This is a genomic window from Sorangium sp. So ce693 (genome assembly GCF_051521375.1).
Classification (GTDB): domain Bacteria; phylum Myxococcota_A; class Polyangia; order Polyangiales; family Polyangiaceae; genus Sorangium; species Sorangium atrum.
In genome coordinates, this window is the sequence record NZ_CP150347.1 from 11,455,062 (window position 1) to 11,471,429 (window position 16,368).

Consider the following 16,368-nt stretch of genomic DNA (forward strand, 5'->3'; position numbering starts at 1 on the left):
AGGGGCTTGTGACGGCCGGGCCGCCGCGATCACGGCGGCGGCAAACCGCGCTGGATCCGCTCGTGCCAGAGCACCATTTCAACGCCGCCCGGCCCCCGATTCCAGGCGTAGTCGTGCGGGCCGGGCACGACGAGCAGGGTGTGGCGCACGCCGTCCTGCCGCAGCCGATCGCTGAGCGCCTGGATGGCGGGCAAGAAGGGGTCGCCCTCGCTCGACACGAGCCGGAGCGCGACCGCGCGGCGCTCCATGGCCCGGCGCGCGAGCGCGGAGAACATCTCCGCCTCGCCCGCCCGCACCGCCGGCTGCAGGGCGCCGACCGCGCCGAAGACGTCGGGGAACGACAGGCCGACGAGCAGCGCGAGGCGTCCGCCGAGGCTCACGCCGTCGATGCCGGTGGCCTCGCGTGCGGCCTGGCAGCCGCCCTCGGCGCGCGCCCGCGGCAGGAGCCGCTCCACGAGGAAACGGCCGAAGCCCGCGGCCCCCTCGACGGAGCGGTCGCGGAGGTCGGGCGTGAACGGCGTGGCGATGCACAGCCCGCGGTAGGGGTGCTCCTTCAGCGAGGCGTTGAGCTGCGCGAGCCGCTCGGGCGTCACCATCTGCCCGAGATCGTCCGGCGTGAGCGGCGGCGAGCGCAGCCGCTTCAGGGCCGCGTCGAGGCCGTAGTCGTCGCGCCACCCGCGCGCGCCGACCTCGAGGCCCCGCACCGCCTCGCCGCGCCCGTGCAGCGCGACGAGCAGCGGCGGCGCCGGCGCGGCCTCGGGCGCGAGGAGCAGCGCGCGCTGCGGGTCTTCGCCCTCGTAGGCGGGCTCGAACGGGAGATCCTTCCAGGCCGAGGGGGCCGCCTCCTCCGGCGCCGGCGGTGAGGTGCCTCGCCTGCACGAGGGCGCGGCGAGCGCGGCGAGGCCGAGCAGCGCGCGCCGGCGCGAGAGCGGGGGGTTCGTCGTGGCGGCCATCGGCGGCGAGGGTAGCAGCGGGGCGCGGGCGCAGCCCTGGGCAGGCCCGCGTGCCCCCATGTAGGCTGGTCGGGTCCGGGCGAGGGCCCCGAGGGGGAGCGCTCATCGGCGAGACGCGCCGATCCTGACGAGGCCCGAAGGGCTCCGTCGGCCCCGGGCGAGAGACCGTGACGAAAGGGGACCGCTCATGAGCCATGAGACGAAGGGGGACGTCGGGCCGCGCGCAGGCGCCGCGCCGGGCAGCGTGGAGGGCGTGATCGCCGACGACGTGAAGACGCTCCACAGCATGGGCTACGCGCAGGAGCTGCTGCGCAGGATGGGGGGCTTCTCCAACTTCGCGATCTCGTTCTCGATCATCTGCATCATCGCGGGCGGCATCACGTCGTTCCAGATGGGCTTTTGCAGCGTCGGCGGCGCCGGCATCGGCATCGGGTGGCCGGTGTGCAGCGCGCTCACGCTCTGTATCGCGCTCACGATGGGCCAGGTCGCGTCGGCGTTCCCGACCGCGGGCGGCCTGTACCACTGGGCCTCGATCCTCGGCGGCCGGGGCTTCGGCTGGGCCACCGCGTGGTTCAACCTGATCGGGCTGATCACCGTCCTCGCGGCCATCAACGTCGGCGCCTACCTGTTCATCATGAGCTCGCTCGGCCCGCTGTTCGGCGTGGATCTCGCCGCGATGCCCCCGGATCGCGCGCTGGTGACGCAGGCCGTCGGGGTCACGCTCATCACGGGGACGCAGGCGCTCTTCAACCACCTCGGGATCCGCGTCACCACGCTGCTCACCGACTTCAGCGGGTACCTCATCCTCGTCGTCTCGGTGATCCTCACCGCAGCGATGCTCTTTTACGCGCCCGCGATCGACGTCGGCCGGCTCGTCACGTTCACGAACTACAGCGGGCCGAAGGGGGGCGACGTGTGGCCGGAGACGGGCAGCATGACAACGCTGTTCCTCCTGAGCTTCCTCCTGCCCGCGTACACGATCACCGGGTACGACGCGTCGGCGCACACGTCCGAGGAGACGATCGGCGCGGCGCAGACGGTACCGCGGGGCATCGTCCGGGCGGTGCTCGTCTCCGGCGTCTTCGGGGCGCTGATGCTGAGCGCGATCGTGCTCGCGATCCCGGACATGGACGAGGCGGCGTCGAAGGGCGGGGGCGTCTTCTTCTGGGTGATGGAGCGCGTCATCCCGGAGAACCTCCGGATCGCGCTCTACGCCGGCATCTCGGTGGCCCAGTACCTCTGCGGGCTGGCGACGGTGACGTCCGCCTCCCGCATGACCTTCGCGTTCGCCCGCGACGGGGGGCTGCCGCTCTCGGAGCAGCTGCGCAAGGTGAGCCCGAAGTTCCGGACGCCGGCGACGGCGATCTGGGTCGTCAGCGCGCTGACGATCGGCTTCACGGTGTACACGCCCGTCTACTCGACGATCACGGCCGTCTGCGTGATCTTCCTCTACATCTCGTACGTGATGCCCACGATGATGGGCGTGCGCGCCTACGGCCGCACCTGGGTGAAGATGGGCCCGTGGGACCTCGGCCCGCTGTACCGGCCGCTCGCGATCATCAGCGTCCTTGCGTGCCTGATGCTGATCGTGGTGAGCGTCCAGCCGCCGAACGACAAGGCCCTGGGCATCATGCTCATCGTGTTCGCCGTGACGGCCATCGTCTGGTTCGCGCTGGAGCGCCGCCGCTTCCAGGGCCCGCCCCAGGGGGTGATGATCCAGCAGCGAGCGCAGGAGATCGCGGAGGCGGAGCGGGCCGTCGGCCAGATCGCCACGGGCGGCGGGCAGTAGCACTACCTGCTGCGGGAAGTTGCCCCGGTTCAGCAGAAAAACCGCCATGACGCCAAGGCCGCCAAGAGGAGAGGAGAAGGGCCGTCCGGGCATTTGTCTCTCCTACTCCCCTGGTTTCTTGGCGCCCTTGGCGTCATGGCGGTTCACGTCGTCGCCCGCCTTGCCGCTGCAGAGATAAGGACCTGGCTGAAGAGCCGGATCAGCCGCCAGAGGGGCTGAACATGAGGGGATACGTCACAGTCACGATACCGGCGTCCGGCGGCGGGAACGACAGCCCGTAGAACGAGCGCACCACGCAGGAGACCACGCCGGCGTCCGGCAGATCGGAGCCGCCGTTGTGGACGCTCGACACCGCCCCGTCGCGGCCGATCACGAAGCCGACCGACACGCGCCCGGTGAGGTTCGGGCTGTTGCGCAGCCCGTTCTCGTAGCAGAGCCGGAAGCGGCCGAAGTTCTGGCGCACGATGCGCTGGATGACCTCCGGCGGGATCCGGCCCGACACCGTGGTCGAGCCGACCCCCATGCGCGGCGCCCTCACCTTGTGGCCAGGGCCGTTGGCGAAGCGCGACGCGCCGCCGCCAGGGCCGAAGCCCTGCCCATCACCGACGCCGCTCCCGTGGTTGATGGTGCCGATGGCCCCGATCCCGATGCCCATGAGATGCCCGCCGCCGCCCTCGCCGACGCCCGTCAACCCGAGCCCGCCCACGCCGCCCGACTCGTCGATCGTCTCGCCCCACATGTTGCCGATCACGCTCCTTTCGCCGTTGCCGAGCGTGTCGGGGCCGCCCCAGGGCGCCGAGAGCGCGTTGGGATCGCCGCCGGACCCCGCCTGGAGCACGCCGATCATGCCGAAGCGCGCCGCGTCGTCGAGCGCCTGGGCCCGCGAGATCCGCACGTCGCGGTTGTCCTTCGGCCCCTGGATCTCGAAGCGCCCGCCCGTCTTCCGGCTCGTCTCGCTCCCGGCCTTGCCCGACTCGCCCATCGCGGCCGCGCCGGAGCCGCCCTCGCGCTCGGTCTGACCGCTCGCGTCGGTGACGTCCTTCGCCTCGGGCAGCTCCTTCTCGGCGATCGCCCCGATCGCCTGCGCCATGAGGTAGGCCTGCTCCGCGCTCACGCCGCCGTCGTCCGCCATGGCGAGCGGGGGCATGAACGCGGCCATGGCCCCGAGCAGGCCGACGTGGAGCAGCGTCGAGAGCGCGGTGAACGGCAGGCCGCGGCGGTCCATGCCGACCTTGCCCGCGACGCGGCGGCCCGCCTTGCCCACCGCCACCTCGAACCCGAAATCGCCGAGCTCGAGCCTCGCGCGAGCGCCGGGCGGCAGCGCGATCCGCCGCGCCCCGTCGAGCTCCGCGCACGGCGCCGCGCGGCCGGCGGCGATCGCCTGCGCGATCGTCATCCTGCAGCTGCCGAACTCGATGGATCCCGACGCGCCCGGCGGGATGACGGCGCTCACCTCACCGCCCTCGCTGACGAGCACGAGCGGCGCCCGCGCCGCGCCCAGCCGCTCCGCAGGTATGAAGAAGTCGCACCCGCCCCCGGCGCCCTCCGCCTCGCCGACATGAAAGGCGCGCGGCGGCGTCAGGTGCGCGACGTGAAGCGGGGTGTTCCCCCACCGGATGATCACCTCGAGCGACAGCGCGTCGGTCTCGCACTCGTCGGCGGGGACGTCCGGCGCGCTCTTGACGAGCGCGTACGTATAGGAGCCCTCCGGCGCGTCCGCGGGCACGTCGGCCGCGATGGCCGGATACGGGCTGAAGGGCAGGTTGCTGAGGAACGGATTCGAGGGTGCGATGCCCGGAGCCATCTTGAACGTGTCCATCGGAGAACAGCCCTTTCCCTGCTCGCGCTCGGGCGCATGTCCGCGCGGCGAGCGGTCTGAATGGAGCGAGCCCTCGAGGGCCCGCCTCTCTCGGCGCGCCCCGGCGCACGCGCGGTGAGCTTCACCGCTCTCTGCGTGCGCCGCGGCTCACCGCGTCCACGCCAGGGATCGACAGCGCCGCCCGCCCCAGGTTCCGGAGCCGCGCCGCGATTTTCGGCGGCGCATCCCCGCGCCGGGGGGTTCTAGTTTCTGGACCGCCGCCCGGCGCCTCGAGGTGGTGGTGGCCCGCGCCATCACCCGCGGGATCGCGCCGCCACCTCTGGCGGAACCCTACGGCGGCCGACGGCAGCCGACGGCGTTCGCGCGGGCACGATCCCGGCGTATCCCGGGGAGATCACCGAGTTCCCGGGGTGACGCGACGCCCCCGCTGGCGGACGCCAGGCGATGGCACGGAAGCTGCGAATAACGTTGACGTTGATTCGTTGGCGACGTCATCGAGGTCGACGCCGTTGTCGACGTCAATGGCGCGCGAACGCGCTGAACGGAGCGCGGCGCGCTGACGCCCGCGCCCGTCGACGCTGCCCGGCACCGGTCCACGCCGTGGTCCGACGGCGGCGCGCCCGTGCTGCGGGGCGGCGGGCCGCGGCTGACATCCACCGATCGAGACAACGAAGGAGTCGAGCGTATGAGCAACAGGCGATCGTTCCATGTCCTCGCAGGGGTTCCGGTGCTCGGGTGCCTCCTTGCGATGCCGTCGTCGGCGCGCGCGCAGCACGAGGCGCACGTCTACGGGATCGCGAACTTCGGACACGCGGGGGAGTGCGAGGACGACACCAGCCTGTCTCACTCGGTGCACACGAGCACCGCCGCCGCCTTCGCGAGCACGTTCAACCTCCTCAGCATGGTCTCCCTCTGGGATGAGGTCTCGACGCGCAACAACACGAGCGCCCGGGGGAGCTACTGGACCGACTCGAGCCAGGCGGCGTCCTGCGCCTGCTCGGCGAACGACATGGCGTCCGGCTCCGGCGCGGACGAGGCCGATGTCGTCTTCATCCACACGCACGGCTGGCACGACGCCGGGAGCTCGTCGACGCCCGCCTACAGCGGCCTGGTCATGGGCAACGGCAGCTACGACTGCGGCGTCCTGACGAACGAGAACATGCTCTTCGGCAACCCGAGCACGGGCGGGGATCTGGAGATCGCGGTCGTCAAAGCGTGCCAGTCGGGCGACTACGACGTGTGGAAGAACGGCGGATACCGGCAGCAGATCACGACCTCGGACAGCACCATGACGATGTGGAACGCGTTCCACGGCGACTCGTCGTGCGGCAATCACGTGAAGGACTATGTGGGCGACTACTCGATCAGCTCGATCTCGAACGGGGTGGGAGAGAACTGGATCGACGAGGCCTACGACGACAGCCAGTTCAGCAACGACGATGACTGCCCCGTCTCCATCGTGTTCGGCGCGTCGTTCGCGTCGCGGGAGCTCATGTACGAGTACGGCGGGTGGCGCGACCGGAAGAACACCGGCCTGAAGACCGGCTCGACCATCTATTACATCGCCGGCTGCGACCCCTCGAACGGGCGCGTGCTCCCCGGCGGATGAACGACGAACGCTGCGTGTTGCCCGAGGGATTCGAACGACAGGAGACATGACGATGACGACGCGAACGATTGGTTTCTGGGCCGCGCTCTCGATGACCCTCATCGCCTGCGGGGCGCCGGAGGTAGCGACCGAAGGGGGCGGCGACGACGGCGAGATCGCCGCGGCCGCGCAGGCGCTCGAGGGGTTCACGTTCGACGCGCGGGAGCTCGCCACGGCGCCCGCCGCGAGGCTCCCGACGGCCCGGCTGACGCTGCGCTCGTTCGATGACGCGCTCATCCAGCGCTCGCTCATCGGGGCCGATCAACAGTTCACGCCGATCGGCGAGCTGGGGCGCCGGACGGAGCTCGAGTCGGCGGACTGGACCTATGAGAAGGACCCGTCGAACGGCCAGGTGCTCGTCCTGCGGAAGACGCCGAGCGGCCCGCGGACCTCACCGGACGAGGCGCTCCTCCGGCGGAACGCGCTGGCGCGCCTGAACAGCTGGGGCATACCGAACGATGAGATCGGGGCCGTGGTGCAGCGGAGGACGCTGCGCGAGGATCAGGACGGAACGGCGGCTTCCGCCCCGGAGGTCCATCGTTACAAGACGTTCGTGTTCCGGGCCGTGAACGGCGTCCGGGTCCAGGGGCACCGCGCGGTCGTGACCCACACGCTCGATGGGACCTTCAACCGCGCCCTCATCCGCTGGCCCGCGATCGCCTCGACGGGCCATCGCCTCCGCACCGCGCTCACGGCGCCGGAGATCGAGCGGCGCGCCGTGGAGGCGCTCTCGGCAGAGGGCGAGAGAGGCGGCAGCGTGCGGCTGCGCTGGAAGTACGTCGCCACGCCCCTCACGAGCGGAGAGGTGACCCTGACCCTGACGGTGGGCGCGATCCTGGGCGCCGAGGTCACGCGCAGCGGCGTCACCGAGGAGCCGCGCGAGGTCGACATCGATGTCGCCGCGCTGTGACGGGCGCGCCGGAGCAGGGGCGCCCGGCGCTGGACGGCGCGCGGGCGCGGGCCGCGCGAAACCGGATGGCAATGGTTCGGCGCTCGCTGGTTAACCGCGGCGTGCCCGCGGGGCGAGGCCGCCAGGAAAACGCGTCGGCAACTCGCCGCATCACTCGCGCTCCACCGCCGTACGATCCAAGCCGCGTCGTTGTTCCAGAGCCGCGCAGTCGGCCAGAACACACGAGTTGGGGTAGCGGTGCGCCCGCCATCGCGCATATAGTAAAGACCATGGGTGCGGCCAGGAGCAACGGTCAAGACCCCCTCATCGGCGCGACGATCGCCGATCGATATCGGATCATCTCGCTCATCGCGCGAGGGGGGATGGGCAGGGTCTACAGGGCAGAGCAGTTCGCGCTGGGTCGGATCTGCGCCCTCAAGCTGCTCCTCCCCGATGAGCGCCTCGAGCAAGATCCGGAGTTCTTTCGGCGCTTTTCGCGCGAGGCTGCGACCGCGGCGAGGCTCACCCACCCGAACTCCGTCACGGTCTTCGATTACGGCCGGGACGATCCGCGCGGGATCTACTTTATCGCCATGGAGTATATCGCCGGGCGCACGCTCCACCGCGTGCTCCACGACGAGGGCGCGCTCCCGGAGGCGCGCGCGGGCCGGATCGCGCGACAGATCTGCCGCGCGCTCGCCGAGGCGCACGGCCTCGGCCTCGTGCACCGGGATCTCAAGCCGGGCAATGTGCTCCTCGTCGACCAGGAGGACGAGAAGGACTTCGTCAAGGTGCTCGACTTCGGCCTGGTCAAGGACGTCTCGGGGCGGCAGCTGGACGAGCTGACCCAGAGGGGCCTGTTCATCGGCTCTCCCAAGTACACCGCTCCGGAGCAGGCGATGGGCCACGAGCTCTCGCCGCGCGCGGACATCTATGCGCTCGGCGTCCTGCTCTACGAGATGCTCTGCGGCAGGGTGCCGTTCGACAGGAAGGTGCCCTCGGCGACGCTCATGGCGCACGTCGGCGAGCCGCCGCCGCCGCTCTCCGATCACGCGCAGGGCGCGCTCGTGTCGCCGGCGATGACGGCCATCGTGATGCGGTGTCTCGAGAAGAGCCCTGACAGGCGCTTCCAGTCGATGAGGGAGTGTCTCACCGCGCTGAAGAGCGCGGCGGGCGAGCCGATGGACACCTCGCGAGCCTCGGCCCCGGACCGCCTGTCTCTGGCGCAACCCCGGGGCGCGCTGCCCTCCGCGTCGTCGATCTCGGAGCTCCGCATCTCGGCCTTCTCGCCCCCTCCCAGCGAGCCGCTCGTGTCGCTTCGCGCTGCGCCGCTCGACTCGCTCTCTCCGCCGCAGGCTCCCGCGACCTTCAGCGGCTCCGTCGCGCCGCCCCGCCACTCGACCGTGTCCCTCTACCTGGTCGCGCTCGTGGCGGCGATCGTCGGCGGGGGCCTGGTGCTGGCGCTCGGCTGGCGCGGGCCGGACGCCGCGCGCGCCCCTGCCGCCGTCCAGGCCTCCCCTGTGCCGATCGCCGTGCCCGTCGAGGCGTCGGCGGGCAGGGAGGCGGTGGCCGAGTTCAGGATCGTGAGGATCGAGAGCGCCCCGCCCGGCGCCCGTGTCTCCGACCGCGGGACGGAGGTCTGCCTGGCGACGCCGTGCCGGCTCGTGCTGCAGGGCGCCGGGAGCAGGGCCGAGTACCGGCTCCAGCTGACCAAGCCCGGCTACAGGCCGGCCGTGCTGGTCGTGCGCCCGGAGGACGAGACCGCCTCGGCGGAGCTCGAGGCGTTCGCCGCGGCCCTCGCGGCGGCCCCGCCGCCGGGGTCGCGGCTGGCGGCTGGCGCGCTGCCTGAGCCAGCGCCACCAACGGAGCCGGCGCCCGTCGAGGCCGGCGCCACCGCCGCGGCGGCGGCCGAGTCCGGCGCTGCCACGGCCAGCGCAGTCGAGCCTGACGCTGCCGCCGCGGCAGCCGAGCTCGCCGGCGCCGCGATTGGCGCGGCCAGCGCGGCCGAGCCCGGCGTCGAGCCGAACGCAGCCGCTCTGCCGCCTGCAGCGCCTGCGCTGGCCGCCCCCGAGATCCTGCGTTTCCAGGAAGGGATGACCCGCCCCGTGCCGCTCGCGGCGCCCGCCGTGGTCTACACGCGGGAGGCGCGGCAGGCGCGCGTCGAGGGGACGGTCCTCGCGAAGTGCGTGGTGACCACGGCCGGCAGCCTCACCGGCTGCCGGATCGTCAGGGGCGTGCCCCACATGAACGAGGCGGTCCTCGCCGCCCTCGCGGCGAGCCGCTACCAGCCGGCCACCTACCAGGGCAGGCCCGTCAACGTCGACTACGTGTTCTCGATCAAGCTCGTGTTGCCCTGAGGCGCTGGCAGCGCGGCCGCCCCTGAGCAAAGACCCTGGCCGAGAGGCAAACGACGACGTGAACGCTCATGGCTGGAAGGGGTCGGTTTGCGCCGGGCTGGTCCTCTGTCTCGCGGCGCCGCTCGGCTGCTCGCGGGAAGAGACCTCCCAGCCGGCCGCTCGAGGCGAGGCCCCGCGGCCGGCGGCGCTGCGGGCCGAGCTCGAGCCGGCGCCGGAGGGCGGCGAGATCGCCGCGCTTGTGCGGCAGGCGCGGGAGCGCGCGCTGCGGGAAGGCCGCGAGCTCGTCGTCTACGTGGGCGCGCCCTGGTGCGAGCCGTGCACGAGGTTTCACGACGCAGTGAAGGCCGGCCAGCTCGACGCGGTCCTGCCTGCGCTGCGCCTGCTGGAGTTCGACCTCGACCGCGATCGGGATCGGCTCGCCGAGGCCGGCTACGCGTCGGAGATGATCCCGCTCTTCGTCGTGCCCGGCGAAGACGGCCGGGGAACGCCCCTCCGCATCGAGGGGTCGGTGAAGGGCGAGCGCGCGGTGGACGAGATCGTGCCCCGGCTCGCGGCCATCCTGAGCCGAGCGCGGGCCTCGGCGCGGTGATCCTCGAGGCGCGCCGGCCGCCCCGCCCGCGCGAGCGCCGCCGCGTCGCCGTGCGCGTCGGCGTCTCGGTGGACGCGCGGAGGCCGCGGCACCATGGATGGGACCTCATGAGGACCGCCGCCCTGCTGCTCGCAGCCGCCGCCGTGTCGCTCGCCGCGGGCTGCCGCAACGGCGCCGGCAGCGAGCCTGCCCAGCCCATGCCGAACGTCACGCCGATCGACACGCGCGCCTCCGCCGAGCCGGCAGCGGACGACGAGCCACCCACGCCGCGGCCCCCGAAGGAGGCCGATCCCACGAGCACCGACGCGTTCGAGGGCACCGCGGGCGCCACCGACAAGCCGCGCGCCGGCGCGAAGGTCGCGGTCCTGCGCGACGTGCGGGCAGCCCGGCACGAGCACTACGACCGCATCGTGTTCGAGTTCGAGGGGGACGCGGTGCCGGGCTACCACATCGATTACATCGACAAGCCGGTGCGCCAGTGCGGCTCGGGCGAGGCGACGGAGATCGCGGGCGACGCATGGCTCGCGGTGCGGATGACCCCCGCGGCGGCGCACAACGACGCGGGGAACGCCACGGTCCCGTTCCGCGAGCGGAAGCTCGCGCTCGGCGTGGCGCGCGAGATCGAGCGGACGTGCGACTTCGAGGCCGAGGTGACCTGGGTGCTCGGGGTCTCGTCGCCGAACCGGTACCGCGTCCTCGAGCTGACCAAGCCGGCGCGGCTCGTCGTCGACGTGAAGCACTGAGGCCGGGTCCACGGCACCCCTCCCGGCTCGCCGCGCCGCGAGCGGGCCGCAGGGCGCGGCGAGCGCCGCCCGCCGCTCAGCCGTCCAGCGCGGGCCCGGGCTCGCCGTGGCGCGCCGGCGGCGGAGGCGCGTCGGCCGCCTTGGGCGGGGGCAGCCTCCGCGGCGGCACGACGACCTGCTTCGGCGGCGCCGCGGGGCCGCTCGACGGCCGCGGGATGTTGTAGACGCGCTTCGCCTGGATCGCCGCGGATCGAAGGCCGTTCGCCCGCTTGATCGCCTCCACGGTGGTGCCGTACTGCCGGGCCAGCGAGCCCAGGGTCTGCCCCTTCTTCGCGGTGTGGCGCACGTACTGCGACGTGGGCTTGATCGCCCCGCGCTTCACGAGCAGCGGATACGCGAGCGCGGCCGACTCCTGCGCGATCGGGCTGTAGAACCGGACGTGGATGTGGTTCGCGTGCCCCCGGGCGTGGCGGACGAGCGGGCGCGGCTTCCTCGACCCGAGCTGGAAGACCTCGTCGAGCCAGTCCTTGTCCTCCCCGATCTTCAGCGCGTACTCCTTGAGCAGCCGCTGCACGCTGCTGTCGATGAGGATGAGCTCCACGTCGGTCTCGGTGACGAGCGCCCGGACGAAGGCCCAGGTGCGCTCCCGATCGAGGTTCGCCGCCGTGGCCCGCTGGTACCAGCGGTGCCGCGCGTCGAGGAAATAGCTGATGTCCACGTCGCGCCCGGCCTGGTGGCTCTTGTGCGGGGAGAGGTGGCCGCCCTCCCGGGCGCTGATGTGCCCGATGTAGAGCTTCGGGCTCCCCGGGAACTGCCGGTGCACCTCGGCGATCGCCCTGTCGAGCGCGTCGATCGTCTCGCGCGTCCCCCAGGCGTGGGCCGGATCGACGAGCTCCCACCGATCGCCCTCGGGCATCCGGACGCCGTTGAACAGCGCGCCCGCGTTGGTGGCGCCCAGCGACATCGGCCCGAGCGCCGCGGGGTCCTTCGAGAGCAGCTCCTCGATCTGGGCCTCGGTCATCGCCGAGAGCGGCGAGTGCGCCCGCGCGCCGGTGCCCGGATCCGCCGGCAGCTCCAGGCCGTCGTCGACCTCACCGTCGTCGTCGTCGACGTCGTGGGCGTCCGCGAGCGCGGCCTCCTCCGCCGTCCCGGGCGCGGGCGGAGGCGAGGCGCCGCGCTGCTCCGAGGACACCGCGGAGGCCACGCGCAGCAGGCCGTCCTTGGACCGCGCCGCCTCCGGCGCCCTCCCGGCGCAGCCCGCGAGGAGGAGGGCGCAGAGGACGGAAACCAAGCAGCTGCGCCCCATCGCGGGCCACTATACTGACACGAGGGAGCGACGCCAACCGCGGCCCCGCGCGTCGCGTGCGGCGCGCTCCACGCGACGCGCGTTCAGCGTGGGCCTGCGTTGCGGGGCGTCATGCGGCGCTGCGCGATCTTTTGCAGCGTCGCTCGCGTCCGCGCACGAGGACGTTGCCGCCGCCGCGCCGGCGGCTACATGCTGCCCTCGTGCAACCGTCCCAGCGGAGCGGCCGCCCCGATCGGGCGGCCCGGGGAGCCGCCGCGCCGGCGCCGACGCCGGGGCCGAACAACGCGCCGCGCCACGACGACCGCGGCGAGCGCACGGGCGGGACCGGGGAGCGGCAACCGGGCGGCGGCGGCCAGCAGAAGCTCTTCTCGGCCCGGGAGGTGGCGGGCAACGGGACGGCGACGGTCGAGGGGGAGGTCGTCCGCGTCACGTACGAGAGCGAGTCGAGCGGCTTCCGGGTGCTGCGGGTGGAGGTCACCCCCGGCGCCCCGCCGGAGGTCTGGGTCGGCGTGTTCCCGCAGGTTGGGCCGGGCACGCGCGTGCGCGCGACGGGGCGCTACGAGCGCGATCCGAAGCACGGCGAGCAGCTCAAGGTCGAGACCCTGCTGCCGATCGCCCCCGCCACGCTCGATGGGCTCGAGCGCTACCTCGGGTCCGGCATGGTGCAGGGCATCGGCCCGGCGTACGCGAAGCGGATCGTGGAGGCGTTCGGCACGGAGACGCTGGAGATCCTCGACCGGTCGCCGGAGCGGCTCGCCGAGGTCCCCGGGCTCGGCCAGCGGCGGGCGCAGGCCGTCGCGAAGGCGTGGGCGGCGCAGCGGGCGATCGGGGCCATCATGATCTTCCTCCAGGCGCACGGCGCCTCCCCGGCGCTGGCGAGCCGCATCTACAAGCGGTTCGGCCCCCACGCGATCGACATCGTCTCCCGCTCCCCGTACCGGCTCGCGATCGACGTGTGGGGCATCGGCTTCAAGACCGCCGACCGGATCGCGCGCTCGATCGGCGTCCGGGCCGACTCGCCGGAGCGGGCGCAGGCGGGCGTGCTGCAGACGCTGGTGGATCTGTCGACGCGCGGCCACACGCTGGCGGCGCGGCCGGAGCTCGCGGAGCTCGCCGCCGCGATGCTCGAGCGCGACGCCGCCGAGGTCGACGGAGCGATCGACGCGCTCGTGGCGAGCGGCCATGTGCGGGTCGAGACGCTGGAGACCGGCGAGGTCGCCGTCTACCCGAAGGACCTCCACGAGGCCGAGGTGCGGCTCGCGCGCCGGATGCGCTCCTTGCTGGGCGACGACGAGGACGACGCGGCGCCCGAGGCGCGCCTCGTGGAGGGCGTCGACGCGGCGATCGCCGCGTTCGAGGCGAAGACGCAGGTCTCGCTGGCGCCTGCCCAGCGGGACGCCGTGGCGCAGGCGGCGCGGAACAAGGTGCTGGTCATCACGGGCGGCCCGGGCGTGGGCAAGACGACCATCGTCCGGGCCATCCTGGCGCTCTTCGACCGCGCCCGGCTCCCGGTGCGGCTCGCCGCGCCCACGGGCCGCGCCGCGAAGCGGATGAGCGAGGCGACGGGGCGCGAGGCCGTCACGCTCCACCGCCTGCTGGAGTTCGATCCCAAGCAGCGCAAGTTCGGCCGCCAGCGGGGCCGGCCGATCGAGGCGGGGGCGATCGTTGTCGACGAGGCGTCGATGCTCGACCTGGCGCTCGCCGACGCGCTCCTGCAGGCGACGTCCGACGCGGCGCGGCTCGTGCTGGTGGGCGACGTCGATCAGCTCCCGTCGGTGGGGCCGGGCGCGGTGCTGCGGGACGTGATCGCCTCCGGCGAGGTGCCCACGGTGCGGCTCACGCAGATCTTCCGGCAGGCCGAGGGCAGCCTCATCGTCCGGAACGCGCACCGGATCCACGACGGCGAGCCGCCCGAGGGCGCGCGCGGGCCCGGCGGCGAGTTCTACGTGATCGAGCGGATCGAGGCCGAGGCGGCGGCGGATCTGATCCTCCACCTCGTGACGGAGCGCGTCGGCAAGGGGTTCGGGCTGGATCCGCGGCGCGACGTGCAGGTCCTGACGCCGATGCACAAGGGCGAGGCGGGGGCGATCACGCTGAACGCGCGGCTGCAGGCGGCGCTGAACCCCGAGGGTCCGAGCGTCACGCGCGGCGCGAGGACGTTACGGCTCGGCGACAAGGTGATGCAGCTCCGCAACGACTACGACCGCGAGGTGTACAACGGCGACGTCGGCTTCATCACGGACGTGAACACCGAGGAGCGGAAGCTCCAGGTGCGCTTCGACGATCGCGAGGTCAGCTACGAGGAAGCGGAGCTCGACGAGCTGACGCTCGCCTACGCGACGAGCATCCACAAGAGCCAGGGGAGCGAGTATCCGGCGGTGATCGTGCCGATCCTCACCCAGCATTTCGTGATGCTCTCGCGCAACCTCATCTACACGGCGGTGACCCGCGGCAAGCGGCTCGTGGTGCTCGTGGCGGATCCGCGGGCCGTGTCGCTGGCGCTGGCGGAGACGCGCCGTGAGGAGCGCCGCACGCACCTCGCGGCGCGGCTGCGCGGCGGCGCGCCGGCGCGCTCCGGATCGGCGCGCACGCTCGAGGCCCCCCTCGCCGCCGGCCCACGACTCGACTAGGACGGCGCGCGGCGAGGGAGAGGGCGAGCGAGATGGGCGTCCGAGACGGCGATAGCGACAGCGAGCACGACACGGATCACACGAGCGACCCCGAGGCGGCGACGGCGACGCGAGCCGCAGCGGCGCAGCCGGGTTCAAGCGCGGGAACCGCGCCGAGGTTCACGGTTGCGACGCGCGGAATCACGGGTGGAAGCGGTGGAAGCGGTGGAAGCGGTGGAAGCGGCGGAAGCGCTTCTGGCCAGAACGCGATGGCCGCGATGAGGCCGCGCGCGCTCCGAGCTCCCCCGTTGCCCGGCTGGGTCCTCCCTGCTAGCGTTCGCGCCCCTTCTACACGAACTACGGCCCCCATCATTTCGGCGCGCAGGGTACCGGGGCGAGGCTGGGCGATGCCTGCGCCTCGGCGCGCGTGGGGGAGAGATCTCGGAGCATCGACGATGACGACGAACGGACAGCAGCAGGCGGGTGGGCTCAACATCACCGGAGGGGCGGCGATCGTCGCGCCCGTGAGCGCGTTTCCGAACGGCGTGCCGGGGAACGCGCTCATCGTCATCCCGATGAACAAGCCGACCGACGAGCTGAAGGGCCTGCTCGAGCAGGGTCCCACGGCGGTGACCCTCGAGCAGATGTGGCAGCTCCTCGGCTTCAACGGGCCGGCGGTGCAGGTGCAGGACGATCAGGGGCGCCCGATCGCGATCGGCCTGGAGGACCTGCTCGCGGGGCTCGAGAAGCACTGGACCGAGCAGCCTGATGACCTGAACCGCGGGCGTATCTTCGCGCAGGAGCTCCTCAAGCACAACCGGCTGGCGCGCGCCGAGCAGGTGCTCTCGAAGGTGGTCGCGAAGGGCGGCACGGGCGACGACTGGCTCGCGCTCGGCGTCGCGCAGCTCTCGCAGGACAAGCACGACAAGGCCGAGGGGACGCTCAAGGGCGCGCAGAACCTGCTCAAGGACAACCCCTACCCCTCGCTGCACCTCGCGAAGCTCTACCAGGCGCGCAAGGACGACGCGAAGGAGCGCGAGTTCATCGAGAAGGCGATCGCGATCGACGTGGACTGTATCGACGCGTGGGCCTACCTCTTCCAGTACGAGAAGCAGCGCGGCGACGAGGCGAGCGCGGTCGCGGCGATCGAGAAGTTCTCGGCCGACAAGAAGACGGCCGCGCCGTACATCGCGATCCAGGGCTTCTACGCGGCCAACGAGGAGACGCGCGACAAGGCGGTCGAGTACGCCAAGAAGGCGGTCGCGCAGAACCCGGACAACCCGCTGGCGCTGCTCTGCCTGTCGGCGCTCTACGGGCAGAAGAACGACCTCGAGGCGGTGGTCCGCCTGCTCCAGCCGCACGAGGCGAAGATGAGCCGCGACGTGCGCCTGGCGAACAACTACTTCGAGGCGCTGTTCCAGTCGCGCCAGCTCGAGAAGGTGACCAAGCTACTGAATGCCCTCGCGGGCTCTCCGAGCAAGGAGGTCAAGCAGTTCGCCATCGAGCGGTCGCGCGCCGTTGCCCAGTACCTGCAGCAGCAGCAGCAGCAGCTCGCCGCGGCGGCCCAGCCGGCGCAGCAGCGCAAGGCCTGACACGCACGGAGGCGGGGGAGCGCTGAGCGCGCTCCTCCGCTGCCTCCGGCGCTCGCCGTTGGCCGGCGTTCAGC

11 protein-coding genes are annotated in these 16,368 nt (G+C 72.6%); 8 read left to right on the top strand and 3 right to left on the bottom strand.

Annotation, left to right across the window (positions count from 1 at the left end; genetic code table 11):
- Window positions 1-29: 29 nt before the first annotated feature.
- On the bottom strand, window positions 30-953 hold the full coding sequence (locus tag WMF14_RS42690) for an alpha/beta hydrolase (RefSeq protein WP_437796232.1): 924 nt from the start codon (window positions 951-953) through the stop codon (window positions 30-32).
- Between the two features lie 286 nt (window positions 954-1,239).
- On the opposite strand from WMF14_RS42690, the gene WMF14_RS42695 reads away from it, so the two are divergent.
- Complete coding sequence (locus tag WMF14_RS42695; RefSeq protein ID WP_373372309.1) at window positions 1,240-2,742, top strand: amino acid permease; 1,503 nt, start codon at window positions 1,240-1,242, stop codon at window positions 2,740-2,742.
- Between the two features lie 199 nt (window positions 2,743-2,941).
- Here the strand turns inward: WMF14_RS42695 and WMF14_RS42700 are convergent, their stop codons facing one another.
- Window positions 2,942-4,561: an AgmX/PglI C-terminal domain-containing protein gene (locus WMF14_RS42700; protein ID WP_437796233.1), complete on the bottom strand. Its 1,620-nt coding sequence runs from the start codon at window positions 4,559-4,561 to the stop codon at window positions 2,942-2,944.
- Window positions 4,562-5,246: 685 nt separating this feature from the next.
- On the opposite strand from WMF14_RS42700, the gene WMF14_RS42705 reads away from it, so the two are divergent.
- From WMF14_RS42705 to WMF14_RS42725, 5 genes are all read left to right on the top strand, one after another.
- On the top strand, window positions 5,247-6,170 hold the full coding sequence (locus tag WMF14_RS42705; RefSeq protein ID WP_437796234.1) for a hypothetical protein: 924 nt from the start codon (window positions 5,247-5,249) through the stop codon (window positions 6,168-6,170).
- A gap of 52 nt (window positions 6,171-6,222) precedes the next feature.
- Window positions 6,223-7,119, top strand: a complete 897-nt coding sequence (locus tag WMF14_RS42710; protein WP_272102150.1) for a hypothetical protein — start codon at window positions 6,223-6,225, stop codon at window positions 7,117-7,119.
- Between the two features lie 269 nt (window positions 7,120-7,388).
- The gene (locus WMF14_RS42715; RefSeq protein WP_437796235.1) at window positions 7,389-9,455 is read left to right on the top strand and encodes a TonB family protein; all 2,067 of its coding nucleotides are present in this window, start codon (window positions 7,389-7,391) and stop codon (window positions 9,453-9,455) included.
- Between the two features lie 58 nt (window positions 9,456-9,513).
- Window positions 9,514-10,044 carry a thioredoxin gene (locus WMF14_RS42720; RefSeq protein ID WP_437796236.1) on the top strand — a complete coding sequence of 177 codons (531 nt, stop codon included), beginning with the start codon at window positions 9,514-9,516 and terminating at the stop codon, window positions 10,042-10,044.
- Between the two features lie 107 nt (window positions 10,045-10,151).
- Window positions 10,152-10,787: an AMIN-like domain-containing (lipo)protein gene (locus WMF14_RS42725; protein WP_437325706.1), complete on the top strand. Its 636-nt coding sequence runs from the start codon at window positions 10,152-10,154 to the stop codon at window positions 10,785-10,787.
- A 76-nt stretch (window positions 10,788-10,863) separates the two neighbouring features.
- Here WMF14_RS42725 and WMF14_RS42730 read toward each other — a convergent pair whose 3' ends face one another.
- Window positions 10,864-12,078 carry a LysM peptidoglycan-binding domain-containing protein gene (locus tag WMF14_RS42730; RefSeq protein ID WP_437796237.1) on the bottom strand — a complete coding sequence of 405 codons (1,215 nt, stop codon included), beginning with the start codon at window positions 12,076-12,078 and terminating at the stop codon, window positions 10,864-10,866.
- Between the two features lie 215 nt (window positions 12,079-12,293).
- On the opposite strand from WMF14_RS42730, the gene recD2 reads away from it, so the two are divergent.
- Both recD2 and WMF14_RS42740 read left to right on the top strand, forming a co-directional pair.
- On the top strand, window positions 12,294-14,723 hold the full coding sequence (recD2, locus tag WMF14_RS42735) for an SF1B family DNA helicase RecD2 (protein ID WP_437796238.1): 2,430 nt from the start codon (window positions 12,294-12,296) through the stop codon (window positions 14,721-14,723).
- A 434-nt stretch (window positions 14,724-15,157) separates the two neighbouring features.
- The gene (locus WMF14_RS42740; RefSeq protein ID WP_437796239.1) at window positions 15,158-16,294 is read left to right on the top strand and encodes a tetratricopeptide repeat protein; all 1,137 of its coding nucleotides are present in this window, start codon (window positions 15,158-15,160) and stop codon (window positions 16,292-16,294) included.
- Window positions 16,295-16,368 lie beyond the last annotated feature (74 nt).